A 16,879-nucleotide genomic window follows, 5' to 3' on the forward strand; every position below is an offset into this window, starting at 1 on the left:
GATTACATTCCCGGAAGACGGGGAATATAGGCCATTTTTGAGAGTTTATAGTACCACCCCCATCCGATTTTAAGCCAGTGCCCGACAATCGGCAGGGGGATCATCATCGCTTTGGACGTATCACGGTAGACGAAGCCTGCCGCTTTGCCCATATCCATTAGGCATAGGATCGTGAGATGTTTGCGGTAGCTCTTTTTGTCTCCGTTTTTTAGACCGTATGCAATGGCGCTGTTATGGGCGCAATTGCGTGCCATTACCTCGGCGATATGCCCCTGTTTGGCTTTCCAGTCGGGTCCCTCTAATGCGCTAGCGTCACCGATCGCATACCATCCCTCTACCCCTTCGATTTCACAATAATCATTGATGCGGATAAAACCGGCGTTGTTGAGAGGGAGATCAGACTCTTTGATAAACAGCTGTCCGTTACCGGCAGGGATAAACATCGTTAGATCACTCTCCAGGGTACTTTCGTCTTCAAACACCACACGGTTCTCTTCAAAACGGGTAATCTTTTTACCGTAACGGGAAGCGAATCGATTCTTTTTAAAAAGGGTCTCCATCAGTTTGAGGGCTTTTTTCCCCATACGTACCCCCGGTTCGGCCATGGGGGCAAAAAAAGTCATCTCGTAATTGTCGCGGATACCGAGTGTGGTTAAACGGTGGTGGAGATTGAAAAAAAGCTCGAATCCCGGTCCTCCCCGTACCGCGCTGGAATCATTCGGATTTCCGCCGAAACCAAACGCGATTTTGCCGCTGCCTCGTCTTATCAGTGCATCGATTTTCTCTTTGAGGAGGAGAGATTGCTCCGGTGCCCCGCAAATGGAGAGGGTATGCTCGATTCCGACAGGCTGCATTTTGCCCGCACCGACAGCGATGACCAGATGAGATACGGTACGTTCCCCCCCCTTTTCAAGGGTGACGGATTTAGTGTGCGCGTTGATAGCCGTAACGCGGTCAAGGGTCAGGGTAAACGTGTGACGCTTGGCTAATTTGTCGAGAGGAAATGCCACATTTTCAAAGGCAGTCGTTCCGACCGGAATCCAAATGGCGATGGGATAGATAAAAAGATAGGGACGATCGCTGATGAGTTCGACCTCAAACCCCTCTTTGCGATAATGGATAGCCGCCTCGACGCCGGCGATTCCACCGCCGATGATAAGAACATGTTTCATAGATTTTCCCTTTCATAACCTGAAGCTACCGAAGTACTATCACTACAACTTATCGTTCTGGTGATTTATTATTTATTGCAATTATAATGGTAACGACGTTACAAGTCAATTTGGTAGGATGATTTCGTTGTCTTAACCGGTATAAAAAGAGAGACCTTTTGGGTGAAAAAAAGTAGATGGATAAAGAAGATATTTTTTAAACAGATTGAGAAAAAATGTAACACTACTTGCTTTTCTAAAATGTTTAGTTTAAATTGCAATGGTTATTTTAAGGATGTGATATAATTGTGATGTAATGGTATTATAATCTGGTTTTATGGAATTCATTCAAGGAGAAGATATGGCGAGATTAATTGTCCTCGGCGGCGGTGTTGCCGGACATACAGCTGCAACTTTCGCAGCAGATTGGCTAGGTCGTGAACATGAGGTGGTAGTTGTTACCCCAAATTCAAAATGGAACTGGATCCCATCCAATATTTGGGTTGGTGTCGGCGAAATGTCCAAAGAAGAGGTTACTTTTGATCTCGCTCCTGTGTATGAAAAAGCGGGAATTACCTATAAGCAAGCCAAAGCGGTCAGCATTAACCCCGAGGGAAATGCTAAAAGCGATAAGCCGTTTGTGACGTTCGAGTATACTGGTCAAGGCAAAGCAGGGCAGAGCGAAGAGATGACGTATGATTATCTCATCAACGCAACCGGACCGAAACTGAATTTCGGAGCGACTCCGGGCTTGGGCGAGGGTTCAAATTTAGGCGAGCATACGGTTTCCGTATGTACGGCAGACCATGCGGAGCATGCGGCGCATGAGCTTGAAAAGATTATGGACAAAATGCGCAAAGGGGAGCGTCAAAAAATCCTGATCGGCACGGGTCACGGTATGTGTACGTGTCAAGGTGCGGCATTTGAATATATCTTCAATGTCGAACATGAAGTACGTAAAGCGGGTCTTCGCGATATGGCCGATATCAAATGGATCTCGAATGAGTCATTCATGGGTGACTTCGGTATGGGCGGATTGCACATGAAAGTGGGCGGTTACGTTGTCAGCAGCCGTATCTTCACGGAATCTTTGTTTGCAGAACGGGGTGTTGAGTACATTACCGGCGCACATGTCAACCGTGTTGAAAAAGGGAAGGTAACGTATGAGCTTCTTGACGGTTCTACCGGTGAAGAGAGCTTTGATTTCTCGATGCTGATCCCTCCGTTCGCGGGTGTTGGTCTTAAAGCGTATAACAAAGCGGGTGAAGATATTACCGATACGGTATTCGCACCGAACGGCTTTATGAAAGTTGATGCCAACTATACCCCTAAACCGTATGAAGAGTGGAAAGCATCTGATTGGCCTCGAACCTACCAAAACCCGACCTACAAAAATCTTTTTGCAGCCGGGATCGCGTTTGCGCCTCCGCACATCATCTCTAAGCCGATGAAATCACCGAACGGGACCGTCATTAACCCGACTCCTCCACGTACGGGTATGCCGAGCGGTATCATCGGAAAAGCGGTTGCTCACAGCATCTGCGATTTGATCAAAAAAGGGCCAAGCGTACACTTGCACGAAGCTTCCATGGCAGAGATGGGTGCGGCGTGTGTTGCATCCGCTGGTAAAGGGTGGTTAGACGGTCAAGCGGCAGCAATGACTGTTTATCCGGTAGTTCCCGACTATGAAAAATATCCGGGAACGGGCCGTGATACCGATTATACCTTTGGTGAAATCGGACTTGCGGGTCACTGGATTAAACACATTCTCCACTTTTTGTTCCTTTACAAAGCAAAACTCAAACCATTCTGGAAAGTTATTCCGGAATAATTAAATAAATAACATCATACCAAGGAGAAAAAATGGCAGTAAAACCTGAAGAATTTAACTTCGCAAAGAATGATAAATTTCACACCGCGATGATTCCTGGAAAATGGGCACGATTTATGCGTACCTGCAAAATTTGGCAGTTTATCCGTTTCATCATCATCAACCTCAAAATGCTGGTAGTTGTGAGTAAAAGTCACTAACTATCTGAATGTAGAACGCCAAAGGGATGCATCCCTTTGGCTACGCTTGCCTCTTTCGAGGCAGATTTTTTTGTAAAGTAATCTGCTATGGTTCAACCACTACTCAAATACCCTGACCCTAATATCCGTCTAATCTCCGCTAATGTCCGTTTCTTTAATGATGAGCTCCGACAATGGATCGGCGATATGGCCGATACGATGAGGGCCAATGATTTGGATGCCTTGAGCGCTATTTTGATTGGTATCCAATACAATATTATCCTCCTTAAAGAAGCCGATACTTATACCCCCTATATTAATGCGAGATTGATTAAACATGCCGGAGTCTCTACGAAAACCGAGCGAAGTGTCTATTATGAGGGGATCAGCGTAGATGTTGACCGCTACGAAAACGTCACCGTTATCTACGAGGATGAATTCGGCGAGCCGCACCATCGTGATCTTACCGGCGATTTGGCCCGTGTTTTCCAGCAGCAGCTCGATTATTGTTATGGCAGTACGTTTGTCGATCGGGTGGATCGGGAGATGAAGCAACGGATTAACGATCATTTGGAATACGGACTGGTAAAGGGCTCAAGCGCATGCCCGATAGTGTTTGTCCGTGATTATTTTAAGCGGGGGGCAAAATATGCAATGGGAATGATTTCAGTGACCTTTATCCTCCCTTTGTTTGCTTCAGACAAAGTATGCGGGTGGGCTTATGCTTTCGATAAATATGCACTTATCGGCGTCCCTTTATTGATGATCGCTTATTTTTTCTATGCTCTGTATGAATCTCGTCTCTATAAACAGTGTACGAGTTGTCAGACGGGAAATATTATCGGTACGACAGCAATCATGGCAGTTCAGCTCCTCGTTGTCTCTCTCGGGGTTTTTTTCTGGATGGCACCGTAATAATAAAAAATTATATTTTAAACCCTTTTTGAGTATTATATTTGTAAAACTATTTTGGTCAAGGAACCCGCATGAGTCTTCCGGATATATCGAATCTATACCGATCCAAAGAGATGCTGATGACGGCCAAAGAGTCGATTTTAGATGAATGGGTGTCGGAAGAGTTATGTGCATCGATTTTAGAACGGCACGGCATTGATACAGATTTTTTTAAAAAGAACTATGCCGGGAGTGTATTTGATTATTTTATGGGGGTAGTTTCGGGAAAGATGGCGATCGGCGAATGTCCGGTCATCGCAGAACTGATCGACTATCTAAAAAACAAAGACCTGCGTGCCGATGAGCTTTTTGTGTTATGTACCCATTTTAAACGCTCTGTTTTAAACGGAACTTACCGTTTGGGGATTAACGAGCAGACCGTTTTCACCGCGATTAGCTATCTGTTCGATCAAAATTTTGCCAGTGTATTAAAACTCTATACCGATACAATTTACCAAAAAGAGCAAGAAGCGATCAACGCTTCTAAGGCCAAAGAGTATTTTCTCTCCAATATGTCCCATGAAATTCGGACTCCGCTTAATGCAATTTTGGGGTTTGTTTCACTCTTGCAGGATGAGACAACCAACCCGAGGTATCAGAAATACCTCGATATTATCTCAAACAGCGGTGAAAATCTTCTCCACATCATCAACGATATTCTCGATTTCTCAAAACTTCGCAGCGGTGAATTTACCATTGATCCCCAGCCGTTCAATATCCATGACCAAATATCGCATACGATGGAATTGTTCGTTCCGAGTGCCAATTCCAAAAGCATTACCCTCACCAGTTTTATCGATCCCTCTATCCCTTATGAGATTGTAGCGGATGCATTCCGGATCAAACAGATTGTCGGCAATTTTTTGAGCAATGCCATTAAATTCAGTGATCATGCCGGAGCGATCCACGTTGAAGCACGCTGTGAGGAGGGGATTCTTGCGCTATCTGTACAAGATCAGGGGATCGGAATCGCTTTGTTTGACCAGGAACGAATATTTGATGCCTTTTCCCAGGCACAAGAGGGGACGATGAAAATCAACGAGGGGACGGGATTGGGGCTTTCGATATGCAAGCAACTGGCAATCCACATGGGAGGGACGATAGAGTTGGAATCGACGGTGGGCGAGGGGAGCCTGTTTACCCTTAAAATTCCGGTCGTTGCCAACCGTGAATGTGAGGTTTCCAAATTTGACGCTTCCATCTTTGAGGGGATTCGATTCGGCCTTCTCGCCTACGATATCTCTGAGGGGTACAAACTCGAATCTCTGCAGCGCTATTGGGACTATTTCGGACTGGATGTACAGGTTGTTGAAAATGTTCAAGATACGTGCGATTTATTGATCTTTTTGGAAAGTTCGATGGACGATACGGCGCGTGAGACCATTATCCGCCATCAAATTCCCTCGGTCGCCATCCTCGATTTTTTAGATGATCGGTATGATGCCATTACGACGATTGTACCGCTGACCTTTCCCATCTACTGTACGAAGCTTCAAAGTGCTTTGAATGAAGTTTTGGGGGTGAATACCCCTCATATCGCCACCATAGAAAGGACTCAGGGACGACGGGGATTTAAGGGCAAAGTGCTTGTGGCGGAAGACAACCTCGCGAATCAGGAACTCATTAAAATTATCTTGGAACGGTACGGTTTGGAGTACACGATGGCCTCTAACGGTGAAGAAGCATTGGAGTGCTATCAGTCTGACGTATTCGACATGGTACTGATGGATGAACAGATGCCGCACATGAACGGAAATGAAGCGACAGAGCGTATCTTGGCTTTTGAGCAAGCAAGAGGGATGGAGCATACACCGATCGCTGCCGTGACGGCAAACGTCATGAAAGGGTCTCGTGAACGTTCCATTCAGAACGGCTATGACGCTTTTTTGGGAAAACCGATCGTCCTCAAAGAGATCGAACAGCTGTTTGAGCGTTATTTGACACCGGTGGTGCTCCCCTTCGGCGAACCGACCAAGGAGATAGCGTCCAAGTGGGGGAATATCGATATGCACCATCTCAAAAGTGCTTTGATGCTGGAAGAAGATCAGATCGAGTATCTCTTGGACATCTATCTGGAAAGAATGGAACATTCGCTGCAAGAGCTCTGTGCTGCGATCGAGCAACGTGATTACGAACAGGTCGCTTTCATTGCCCATGCGATCAAAGGGTCCAGTGCCAATTTTCGTTTCGATGAGCTCTCACGACTCTCCTATGTCATCGAAGAGTCGGCAGTCGAAGAGGATGAAGATTTTGATTTTACCGAAGCGTATGAGGTGCTTCGATCCGGTTTTAGAAAACAGTTTGAATAACTATTCTTCTAGGTAATAGCCCACACCCGAAGCATTTTTGATGACATCGGTAGGGAGTTTACTCCGGAGTCTCCAGACGAGGGTCCGGACACTGTTGTCGGTCGCCCCTTTGGTCTCCCAGACGTAATTGATCGCCTGGTCAAAATCGACCACACTTCCCAGCTGCGCAACTAACAATCGGATAAAAGCGTTCTCTTTCTTGGTAAGTTTGATTTTCTGGTTTTGGTAAAAGGTCTCTCCCAACCCGGTATCGTGGCGATATCCGTCGCCGAATTCGACGATCGGTTTGTCGGAGAGTTTTTTAGCGTAGACCAGTTTTTCGAGCTCCTCACGATCGGATTTCAGTTCATCGATATTGGAATTTCGCTTTTTCTCCTCTTTGAACCGATAGAGTGCCATTTGGATCGTAGTATGGAGATTGATCGGATCGAACGGCTTGACGATATAGCCGTAAGGTTCGGTTTTTTTGGCTTTGGAGAGCATATCATTATCCGAATGGGCCGTGAGATAGATAAACGGGAGGGGGTGTTTATCCCGAATGTACTGCGCCAGTTCGATACCGTCCATCGTTTTTTGCAATCCGATGTCAATCAAAGCGATATCCGGGTTATAAATTTTGATTTTATTGCGTGCGCTTACCCCATTGTCCGCTAGAGAGACAACATCATACCCCTGTTTTTCCAGAGACATTTTTAAATTCATAGCGGTAACTACATCGTCTTCTACAACCAGTACTTTGATGGCACCCATAAGCCCTCTTGAATTATCATATTTTGTGATGATTTTAACACATTAAAATTTAAAAGCAAGAACATGACGAAGAATAGGGATGATTTTATCGCCTCTATTTCTCTTCGTAACATAGGATTTTTAGGGGATATTCAATCCAAAAGAGTATAATCGCGAATAATATACCTGTTGGGGATGCGCACTATGCTTGACTTTGATAAATTTACCAAATATTCTAAACCGGGACCGCGCTATACCAGTTATCCGACTGCATTAGAGTTCAGTGACACCTTTGATTATGATGGCTATCTCGCAAAGCTCCATGCCCAAGATCCGACCCGGGCGTTATCGCTCTATTTTCACCTGCCGTTTTGTAAAAATGCCTGTTATTTTTGCGGCTGTAACGTCGTTTTTACCTCCAAAGAGGATAAAAAAGAGCGTTATATCGATTATCTGACGCGTGAGCTCCAGATCCTTTCTCAACATATCGATGTTAACCGTTCCGTTATCCAGCTCCACTTTGGCGGGGGTACTCCGACATTTTTTGATGCGGATCAACTGCACCGTATTATCACCGCGATTAAAAGCCATTTTAAAAACTTTGCGCAAGGGGCTGAGATCAGCTGCGAGATCGATCCCCGTCATATCAACGAGGAGCAGATGAAGGTCCTCAGTGACGCCGGATTTAACCGTGTCAGTTTCGGGATTCAGGATTTCGATGACAAAGTGCAAGTGGCGGTACATCGCGTCCAGCCTTATGATATTACCAAAGCGGCGATGGATTTGGCCCGAAAATACAACATGGTGAGCGTCAACGTCGATTTGATTTACGGTTTGCCGTACCAGAGTTTGGAGACGTTTAAAAAGACCCTGGATCTCACCCTCTCTTTGGATCCTGACCGTTTTGCCGTCTTTAACTATGCCCATGTACCATGGCTGAAAAAGACGATGCGCAAAATTGATGAGACAACGCTCCCCCATCCGGCAGAAAAACTTGCCATTATGCGCTATACGATCGATCATATGGAGTCCAACGGCTATAAAATGATCGGGATGGACCATTTTGCCAAACCCGAAGATGAGCTTTTTAAAGCGATTGAAAAAGGGGAACTCCACCGCAACTTTCAAGGCTACACGACCAAAGGGGGTGCGGATCTGATCGGTATCGGCCTCACCTCTATCGGAGAGGGGGCGGATTACTACGCCCAGAATTTTAAAGATATGGAATCTTACGAAGCGGCTATCGATTCAGGAAAACTTCCGTACGAGCGGGGGGTAGCACTCAACGAGGATGACCGTATCCGTCAGTACGTCATTATGGAACTGATGTCTAATTTCAAACTTGATATCGTCCGATTCGAGCGGCTCTACGGCGTGAAATTCGCAGAATATTTTGCCGATGCGATTGAGGCACTGAAGCCGTTCGAAGCGGATGGATTAGTGAGCCTGAGTCCAACGTCCATAGAGTGTTCCGTGACCGGGACTTTGCTCATCCGCAACATAGCAATGGCGTTTGATGCGTATATGAAACGTCACACTAGCTCTGACAAAGCATTTAGTAAAACGGTGTAATGCATGGAAAAACGCGAACTCTTTCATTTTACCGAAACTTCCGATGCGTGTATCAAATGCGGGAAATGTATCCCCGTTTGCACTATCCACAACGTCAATGCCGATGAGGTTACGAGCCCGCGCGGATTTATCGATCTTCTCGGGGCGTATGAGCGGGGGCAGCTGGAATTAGACAAAAATGCCAAAGCGATTTTTGAGAGCTGTTTTCTTTGTACCAACTGCGTCGATGTGTGTCCGAAACAGCTGCCGACCGATATGATTATCGAGCAGGTACGTGCCGATATCGCCGATAAGTTTGGGATTGCATGGTTCAAACGGGCATTTTTCTATCTTCTCCGCCACCGTACCACCATGGATATCTTGTTCAAGCTTGGGTATGTTTTCCAGACATGCGGATTTAAAATCAAATCCGAGATCAGCTCGATGGAGCCGAGATTTAATCTTCCCATCATCAAAAAAGATCGTCTCCTTCCGGCGATGGGGAAAACCTCGTTTCTTAACAGCTATCCTGAAAATATTCCCAATGGCGGAAAACGGCGGGTTGCGATTTTTATCGGGTGTTTGGCGAACTACAACTATACCGAGATCGGCAAAGGGCTGTTGGAAATTTTAGAAGCTCTCAATATCGATGCCTTTATCCCGAAAAAACAGCTTTGCTGCGGAGCACCCGCCTATTTTACGGGTGATTTTGCGACGGTAGACCATAATGCCAAAAAGAACATTCTTTATTTCGAGAGCTTTATCGACGACGTCGAGGCGATCATTATCCCTGAAGCGACCTGCAGTGCAATGATCAAAGTCGATTATGAGCACTTTTTTCATGATCAGCCCGAGTGGCTGGAGCGTGCCAAAAAACTGAAAAGCAAAATTTTTATGGCAACCGAATGGCTGGAACAGAAAACCGAGCTGAAAACTCTACTGGCTTCGAAAGGGCGCAGTGATCTGCGTGTGACCTATCATGACCCTTGCCATGCCCGTAAAATGCAGGGAATCTATCAGGAGCCGCGCCGACTCGTGAGCCAGAACTACACGATAACGGAGATGAGCGATCCGAATGCCTGCTGCGGATTCGGCGGAGTGACGATGCAGACGGAGAATTTCCATTTTGCCCAGGCGGCGGGGAAACCCAAAGCGGCCATGATCGCTAAAACAGGGGCACAAATCGTCACTGCCGAGTGCAGTGCATGCCGTATGCAGATTAACAACTCGATGAATGAAGCCGATGTGAATGTTGTCTTTAAAAATCCGATCGAACTGATCGCCGAGGCACTGAGACAATGACAACCCAGGAAGTAGAACTTTTTTTAGAGACCTTTCAAACCCTTATTATGGCCTCATTAACCCCTGAGGGGGACCCGTATGCCAGCACGGCTCCTTATATCCGGATAGGAGATGATTTTTACATCCTTATCAGCACCGTCGCTCAGCATGGACGCAATCTTTTGGTACATTCAAAAGTCTCCTTGCTTTTTGTCGAAGATGAATCCCAATGTGTACAGCCCTTTGCCCGTAAACGGGTGACGATTGAAGCGGAGGCCTCTGAAATCACGCGCGACGAGGAACTGTTTTTACACGCGATAGAGCGTTTCAAAGCCCACTTTGACTCTGAACTGGTGACATCGCTTTCTCAGATGGGAGATTTCCACCTCTTTAAGCTTTCTGTGTTGCGAGGCAATGTCGTGATGGGGTTTGGCAAAGCGTATCATTTGGATGAAAATTTGGAAGTGACGGCCCACATTATGGGAAACCATCAGCGAGGTCACGGCCATGGATAAACTTCTGATCGTATGGAGCAGCGGAGAAATTGAAGTTGCTAAAAAATTGGTATTGCTCTACGGCAGCGTTATTTTGCCTCGCGGCTATTGGGATGAAGCCCATCTGATGGTGTGGGGCCCTTCGGCGAAATTGTTGGCGGAAAACAGCGAGATGCAGGCCATGTTGGCACAGGTGATTGAGAGCGGGGTAAAAGCCTCGGTGTGTGTTGTCTGCAGTGAGGATTACGGAGTGACCGATCAGCTCAGAGCATTGGGCGTGGAGCCGATGCATACGGGAGAATTTTTAACAGAGGCACTGAAAAGCGACTGGAAAGTGGTAACCTTCTGATGGAATTTTGGAACCACATTTATGAGCATTTTAATCCTGTAGCGTTCAACCTCTTTTCGATTCCCGTCCACTGGTACGGGCTCATGTATGTTCTCGCACTTCTAAGCGCGCTCGTGATCGCAAAATGGATTGTCGAAAAAGACAATATTGCCATTTCCAAAGATCAGCTGGACGATTATTTCATCTATGCCGAAATCGGGGTTATCCTGGGAGCGCGATTGGGGTACATCCTCTTTTACGATACCCATACGATGTATTATCTCACGCAGCCGTGGCAGATTTTTAATCCGTTTATCGACGGGCAGTTTGTTGGGATTCGTGGGATGAGTTTTCACGGGGCGATTGTGGGCTTTTTGATCGGTTCGTATCTTTATCATCTCCGTCATAAAGTCTCTTTCGGATTGCTCATGGATCTTGTCGCCGTATCGGTCCCTTTGGGATACGTGTTTGGTCGGATCGGAAATTTTCTCAATCAGGAGCTCGTCGGACGTGCGACTGACGTGCCGTGGGGAATTTATGTATACGATGTCCTCCGTCACCCTTCACAGCTCTATGAAGCGTTTGTGGAGGGGATTGTCGTTTTTGTAATTATCTATGCGTATCGCAAACGAAAAGCTTTCGAAGGAGAGTTGATTTTACTCTATGGGTTTTTATACGGAATCGGACGTGCTTTGGTCGAGTTTTACCGTGCCCCCGATCCGCAAATAGGTTATCTTGTCGGTCAATGGATGACCCTGGGAATGGCTCTCAGTTTGGCCATGGCGGCAGTCTCAGCTCTGCTGTGGTTTTATTTTCGTTCGCGGAACCAAATACAAAAATTGTGAACCCCCTTTTCGTAACCGTATTGCAAATCAAACCGGTGTAAATCACACACCGACTGGGCAATATATAGCCCCAATCCTAATCCTCCGTCTCCCCGCTCGGTAACAAATGCCTGCAACGCCTCTTCCACAGGTCGTTTGAGAGGTTCACCGCTGTTTCGGATACAGATTGTTTCCCCGTCGCAATCGATATGGATCGGATACGAAGTAGCGTGACGCACTGCATTGTCGATCAGATTTTGGAGCGCACTGGTAAAGAGTTCGCTATCGACCATGATAGTTTGATCACATCCGCTCATCTGAACACGATTTTCCTCTATCATCAGATTCTCCATTGCCGTTTGAATCATCGATTCCAGATGTTTTGGACTTTTACTTAGTGAGAAAGCGTGCATTTTTTCGATGGCGGCCATTTGATGGATCAGATGTTCGAGTCGATGAAAGAGCTTGGCGAGCAAGTTGCGGTTGGCACTCGGCTCTTCGAGCTCGACAATGAGTTTCCCTTTTGTAATAGGGGTTTTCAGCTCGTGCATGATATTACGTAAAAAAAGTTCGCGGGATTTTTTGAGTTTGTTTTGTTTTTCCAATGCGTCATGAAGGGCATTGGAAATGAGAGTGATTTCATCTTTTCCGAGGTTGGGAGTGTTTACAATCTCTTCTCCTTCTCCATAGCGTTGTATCTGCTCATACAGATGTTTGAGGGGCTTGAGGTTGCTCCACAGCAGCAGATACATACTGACCAATCCGCCTAAAAGGGCGAAAAATAAAAACCAGACGAAATAATAGGTTTTGCTTTCGGCAGTATCGCGATAGAGCATCGTGCAATGCCCCTCAGCGAGTTCGTAGATGAATCCGCTATCGTCTTTATAAATGGTCACTTTGACATTGCGGGAACGGAGTTTCGACTGCATCGGAGCGGGGAGTTTGATTGCTTCGCATTTGGGTGTTTTGGCTTTGATGACCTGAAATCCCGCTTCGGAGAGTTCCTGATTTTTTGCCATACAGGTGCGTGCTTTTGTTTCATCGATAATGCGGGAAAGTTCCATAGACCGGTGAGCCAGGAGGTGAAATTTTTGTTGTTCCTGCTCATGAAGTGCGGACATAAAGAGTAAAAACAACACGATGAGTGCCAGAAAAAAGAAGGCATGGAGTTTGAAAAAAACGGAATGGCGGCGCGAAATCATAGGGTAAACTGATATCCCATACCGCGAATGGAGCGGATGAGGGTAGGGTGTTTGGGGTTGGCTTCGACTTTTTGGCGGATACGGCTGATCAGGACATCGATGCTCCGCTCCGAGCTCTCCCATCCGATGGATTCGACGTTATTGGCGATAAAATCACGTGAGATGATTTGACGGCGATGTTTGATCAGGAGGCTCAAGAGTTCGAATTCAGCCCGCGTCAGGGGAAGAAGCTCTCCGTCTTTGTAGATTCCGTTTTCATCTACCCGGAACATATCGCTGCTGGCTTGGATCGTTTTTCCGTTGATACGGCGCAGCAGACTTTGGATACGGGCGACCAGTTCACGCGGCTCATAGGGCTTGGGGAGATAGTCATCGGCACCCAGTTCCAGTGCGATTACTTTGTCTCCCAAATCACTCCGAGCCGACGAGATGATGATGGGAATGTCGCTGCGCTCGCGGAGCGCTTTGCATACCTCCAAACCATCCATTTCAGGCAGGGTGAGATCGAGCAGTACCAAATCATACGACTCAATACCCAGTGATGCGAGAGCACTTTTGGGATGGGCATACGAAATGACCTCCATCTGATAACGACTCAGATACTGCGTGAGGAGATCCGATATTTCGAGGTCGTCTTCAATCAGGAGGATTTTAATCATACTTACTCCATATTGCAGTTTTTACAACCCATTACGCCCTGAGGCATTCTAGGTGCATTCATCCCGTTTGGCGGGCATCCCATCCCCCCTTGCATCTTTCCGCCGCGAAGTTCTCTAAGTTTTCTCATATAGTCGAGTTTGCCCCGTTGTTCAGGGGTGAGAACCGCCATCATTTTTTCGTGCTGTTTGTTATGGAATGCCTGCCCCTCTTCACGCAGCTTTATAACCTGTTCTTTTTGATTGTCGTTTAATTCGAGCGCTTCAAGGGCTCGAGGCATCTGTTTTGGATCGCATTGGCATTTTTCCATCAATCCGCTTTTACACATCGGACCATAAAAATCTCGTTCCATCATTCCCTGGCCCATCGGTTGTGCCATCAATACGCTTGCACTCAGCGCGAGTGCCAAACTAAGGATCTTTTTCATTTTGTTTCTCCATTGAGTAGGTTTGTACTCTGACATCATAGAGCTTCTTTCCCAACCGTGTATCAACTCAGTGTTAACGGGATTAATGGATCTCTTCGTCGTTTTGGGTTTCGGTGATTCGCAGCAGGGTCAGAAACAGCACTGTGAGCGCCGGACCGATGATCATCCCCCAAAATCCGAAGGTTGCGAGTCCGGCGATAATGGCAAAAAAGACGATCAGCTCGTTGACTTTTTCTTCGGGTTTGATGAATTTCTGGTTGATGAGTTTGATGACAAAAGGCTTGATGAAGGTATCTGCGATCACGGAAATGACGATAATGGTGTAGAGGGCAATGAAGATCGCATTTTCGGTATTTCCCAAAGCGAGTTCAAAGAGGCAGAAGGGGAACCACATGATGACGCCGCCGATGACGGGGACAAGGGAGGCAAACCCGTACATGATCCCAAACAGCAGTCCGTTATACCCCAGGTATCCTACGGCAACGCCGAATAATGCCCCTTCCAGCACTGCAGTGGCGAGTGTCGAATAGAACACGACGCTGAGTACCGAACGCATCTCAAATAGGATCAGCGTACTCTCCTGCTGGGGAAAATGGGCGGAGCGTTTGAAAAATTCGAAAATATCTTTTCCGTAATAGTGGGCGACAAAATAGAAAATCAGGATAAAAACGGTTCCGGATAGAAACGACATCGCAAAACTTCCGATTTGCCCGGCGTAGTCAAGGATATGCTGGGTGAACGCCCCCGCATCAAACTGGCTAAGGGAAGCTTCGATTTTCCCTTCCATTTGCGAAAACGAGGGAGGAAGATGGCTCAGCCACTCCCGAAGTTTTATTTCGATATTCGTCAATACGGCGGGATCGAGGTTTTGGAGCAGCAACGAAAAATGGAACAGAAAATAGCCCAGCGGAGCGAAAAAGAGGATACCCAGAGAAAGGGTCGATAAGGTTGATGCCCAAAAACGGCTGCGGGTAAGGTGAAAAAACCCCATTTGAATATGGTGGGTGGAAATCGCTAAAAGCGAAGCGACGATAATACTCATCCAAAACGGTTGATAAAGCTGATAGATACCATACGAGACAAGGAGCAGCAATATCAGGGTAAAGTACTCTTTTTTCATCTATATTTCCTTAGGCAAACAGTCCGTTTTGTGGAGTTCCGAACTTGAGAAGTTCGTAGGTTTTCGGGGTTGCCAATCGCCCGCGTGCGGTCCGTTCCAGATAACCGTTTGCGAGGAGATACGGTTCAAGTACGTCTTCAATCGTCCCCTCATCTTCGCTCAGTGCCGCAGCAATCGTACTAAGTCCCATCGCCCGTCCTTTGGCATCCATCAACAGTTTGAGAAGGCGGATATCCATCTCGTCAAAACCGTTCGCATTGATCCCGAGCTGATCAAGGGCGTAGCGGGAACGTTCGTGGAAAATCGTATCCTCGTTGGCAACATCGGCAAAATCGCGTACCCGTTTCAAGAGCCGAAGAGCAATACGGGGGGTTCCACGAGAGCGTTTGGCGATCTCGTGAGCTGCCTCTTTTGCGATATCTTTACCGAGTTTGGTAGCGGCTTGAGTGATGATACTGCACAGCTCATCAGGGGTATAAAACTGCATTCGAAAATTCATCCCAAAACGGTCGCGCAAAGGATTGGAGAGCATCCCCGCCCGTGTCGTCGCGCCGATGAGGGTAAAGCGGGGGAGGTCGATTTTAACCGTTTGCGCCGCAGGACCGCTTCCGATGATAATATCGAGGCGGAAATCTTCCATCGACGGGTAGAGAATCTCTTCGACGGCGGGAGAGAGACGGTGAATTTCGTCGATAAAAAGGATATCTCCCTCTTCGAGGTTCGTGAGGATCGCGGCGAGATCACCGCTCTTTTCGATCATCGGAGCGGCGGTTACCTTGATATTGCTCCCCATTTCGTTGGCGATGATGAGAGCCAGTGTCGTTTTTCCCAATCCCGGAGGGCCGTAAAAGAGGACATGATCGAGTGCTTCACGACGTTTACTGCTTGCTTCGATAAAAACGCCCAGGTTTTTTTTGATCTGCTCTTGTCCGATGTAATCATCCCATGCACTGGGTCGCAATGAGGTTTCGGTAACCTCTTCGGCGTTAAATTTTTCGATTTCTACAATACGTTCCACGTTATCGGATCCTAGTAAATATAGTTTTCATCGGGAAACGAGCGGTTTTGAACTTCATCGGCATAAGCTTTGACTGCTTCTTTCACCGCTGCTGCACCATTCACATATTGTTTGACGAATTTTGGAACGAATGGCTCATAAAGCCCGAGCATATCGGAGAACACGAGCACCTGACCGTCCACCCCGTTTCCTGCGCCGATTCCGATAACGGGTATAGAGACGCTTTGCGCAACCCGCGTTGCGACGTCAGCTTTGACCCCTTCGATGACGAGGATAAATGCTCCCGCTTTCTCGATAGCCTGCGCATCTGCGATAAGAGATAACGCTTCTTCTTCAGATTTTCCTTTCACTTTGTATCCACCCTCGGCACGAAACGCTTGAGGAAGAAGGCCGATATGACCGCATACGGCGATTCCATTGGAGGTGAGATGGTGTACGAGGTGTGCTTTATCGGATCCCCCTTCGATTTTGACGGCATCGGCAGGGGTTTCACGGTAAACACGGATCGCATTTTCAAGTGCGGCTGTATGGCTGCTGTACGTTCCAAAAGGCATATCGGTGATGACAAACGTAGCCGGAGCCCCTTTGCAGACGGCATTGGTGTGGTAAATCATCTGATCCATCGTTGCGCTGAGGGTATCGGGGTTGCCGCCAAAGCTCATGTTGAGACTGTCTCCGACAAGGAGGATGTCTGCGCTTTCGTTAAAGAGTCGTGCGAAAAGCGCATCATATGCTGTAATCATGACGAGAGGCTGAGTACCTTTGCGTTTTTGAATAGAGCCGATAGAGAGTTTTTTCATAGTAGGTCTGTCTCTTAGGTGGTA

At 47.0% G+C, this 16,879-nt stretch carries 17 protein-coding genes; 9 read left to right on the forward strand and 8 right to left on the reverse strand.

Annotated features, from left to right (window positions below; genetic code table 11):
- Window positions 1-2 precede the first annotated feature (2 nt).
- Complete coding sequence (locus WB308_RS07050; protein ID WP_424190353.1) at window positions 3-1,172, reverse strand: NAD(P)/FAD-dependent oxidoreductase; 1,170 nt, start codon at window positions 1,170-1,172, stop codon at window positions 3-5.
- A 340-nt stretch (window positions 1,173-1,512) separates the two neighbouring features.
- Between WB308_RS07050 and WB308_RS07055 the strand changes: the two genes are divergently transcribed.
- The 4 genes from WB308_RS07055 (at window position 1,513) to WB308_RS07070 (ending at window position 6,424) form a co-directional block, all read left to right on the forward strand.
- Window positions 1,513-2,982: an NAD(P)/FAD-dependent oxidoreductase gene (locus WB308_RS07055; protein WP_424190355.1), complete on the forward strand. Its 1,470-nt coding sequence runs from the start codon at window positions 1,513-1,515 to the stop codon at window positions 2,980-2,982.
- A 32-nt stretch (window positions 2,983-3,014) separates the two neighbouring features.
- Entirely contained in the window at window positions 3,015-3,182 is a 168-nt protein-coding gene (locus WB308_RS07060) for a hypothetical protein (RefSeq protein ID WP_424190357.1), read from the forward strand.
- A gap of 87 nt (window positions 3,183-3,269) precedes the next feature.
- On the forward strand, window positions 3,270-4,076 hold the full coding sequence (locus WB308_RS07065) for a peptide deformylase (protein WP_424190359.1): 807 nt from the start codon (window positions 3,270-3,272) through the stop codon (window positions 4,074-4,076).
- 71 nt (window positions 4,077-4,147) lie between these two features.
- Window positions 4,148-6,424 (forward strand): ATP-binding protein, encoded by a 2,277-nt coding sequence (locus WB308_RS07070; protein ID WP_424190361.1) that lies wholly within the window; start codon window positions 4,148-4,150, stop codon window positions 6,422-6,424.
- On the opposite strand, the gene WB308_RS07075 is transcribed toward WB308_RS07070, so the two are convergent.
- On the reverse strand, window positions 6,425-7,174 hold the full coding sequence (locus WB308_RS07075) for a response regulator transcription factor (protein WP_424190363.1): 750 nt from the start codon (window positions 7,172-7,174) through the stop codon (window positions 6,425-6,427).
- Window positions 7,175-7,357: 183 nt separating this feature from the next.
- Here WB308_RS07075 and hemN point away from each other — a divergent pair, with 183 nt between their 5' ends.
- The 5 genes from hemN to lgt are packed head-to-tail and all read left to right on the forward strand — an operon-like array spanning window position 7,358 to window position 11,652.
- On the forward strand, window positions 7,358-8,725 hold the full coding sequence (gene hemN / locus WB308_RS07080; protein WP_424190365.1) for an oxygen-independent coproporphyrinogen III oxidase: 1,368 nt from the start codon (window positions 7,358-7,360) through the stop codon (window positions 8,723-8,725).
- A gap of 3 nt (window positions 8,726-8,728) precedes the next feature.
- Window positions 8,729-10,006, forward strand: coding sequence for a (Fe-S)-binding protein (locus tag WB308_RS07085; protein ID WP_424190367.1), 1,278 nt, complete (start codon window positions 8,729-8,731; stop codon window positions 10,004-10,006).
- Window positions 10,003-10,500 (forward strand): HugZ family protein, encoded by a 498-nt coding sequence (locus tag WB308_RS07090; RefSeq protein WP_424190369.1) that lies wholly within the window; start codon window positions 10,003-10,005, stop codon window positions 10,498-10,500. Before WB308_RS07085 ends, WB308_RS07090 begins: the two co-directional genes overlap by 4 nt.
- Window positions 10,493-10,828 carry a DsrE family protein gene (locus tag WB308_RS07095; protein ID WP_424190371.1) on the forward strand — a complete coding sequence of 112 codons (336 nt, stop codon included), beginning with the start codon at window positions 10,493-10,495 and terminating at the stop codon, window positions 10,826-10,828. Before WB308_RS07090 ends, WB308_RS07095 begins: the two co-directional genes overlap by 8 nt.
- Window positions 10,828-11,652 carry a prolipoprotein diacylglyceryl transferase gene (gene lgt, locus WB308_RS07100; protein ID WP_424190373.1) on the forward strand — a complete coding sequence of 275 codons (825 nt, stop codon included), beginning with the start codon at window positions 10,828-10,830 and terminating at the stop codon, window positions 11,650-11,652. Before WB308_RS07095 ends, lgt begins: the two co-directional genes overlap by 1 nt.
- On the opposite strand, the gene WB308_RS07105 is transcribed toward lgt, so the two are convergent.
- From WB308_RS07105 to panB, 6 genes are all read right to left on the reverse strand, one after another.
- Entirely contained in the window at window positions 11,616-12,833 is a 1,218-nt protein-coding gene (locus WB308_RS07105) for an ArsS family sensor histidine kinase (protein WP_424190375.1), read from the reverse strand. The genes lgt and WB308_RS07105 overlap by 37 nt on opposite strands.
- Window positions 12,830-13,492 (reverse strand): response regulator transcription factor, encoded by a 663-nt coding sequence (locus tag WB308_RS07110; protein ID WP_424190377.1) that lies wholly within the window; start codon window positions 13,490-13,492, stop codon window positions 12,830-12,832. Before WB308_RS07110 ends, WB308_RS07105 begins: the two co-directional genes overlap by 4 nt.
- A gap of 2 nt (window positions 13,493-13,494) precedes the next feature.
- Complete coding sequence (locus WB308_RS07115; protein ID WP_424190379.1) at window positions 13,495-13,917, reverse strand: hypothetical protein; 423 nt, start codon at window positions 13,915-13,917, stop codon at window positions 13,495-13,497.
- A gap of 82 nt (window positions 13,918-13,999) precedes the next feature.
- The gene (locus tag WB308_RS07120; RefSeq protein ID WP_424190381.1) at window positions 14,000-15,037 is read right to left on the reverse strand and encodes an AI-2E family transporter; all 1,038 of its coding nucleotides are present in this window, start codon (window positions 15,035-15,037) and stop codon (window positions 14,000-14,002) included.
- A gap of 10 nt (window positions 15,038-15,047) precedes the next feature.
- Window positions 15,048-16,055: a Holliday junction branch migration DNA helicase RuvB gene (gene ruvB, locus WB308_RS07125; protein WP_424190383.1), complete on the reverse strand. Its 1,008-nt coding sequence runs from the start codon at window positions 16,053-16,055 to the stop codon at window positions 15,048-15,050.
- A gap of 11 nt (window positions 16,056-16,066) precedes the next feature.
- Complete coding sequence (gene panB, locus WB308_RS07130; RefSeq protein WP_424190385.1) at window positions 16,067-16,855, reverse strand: 3-methyl-2-oxobutanoate hydroxymethyltransferase; 789 nt, start codon at window positions 16,853-16,855, stop codon at window positions 16,067-16,069.
- Window positions 16,856-16,879: the final 24 nt, after the last annotated feature.

The organism is Sulfuricurvum sp. (assembly GCF_049587615.1).
GTDB lineage: Bacteria > Campylobacterota > Campylobacteria > Campylobacterales > Sulfurimonadaceae > Sulfuricurvum.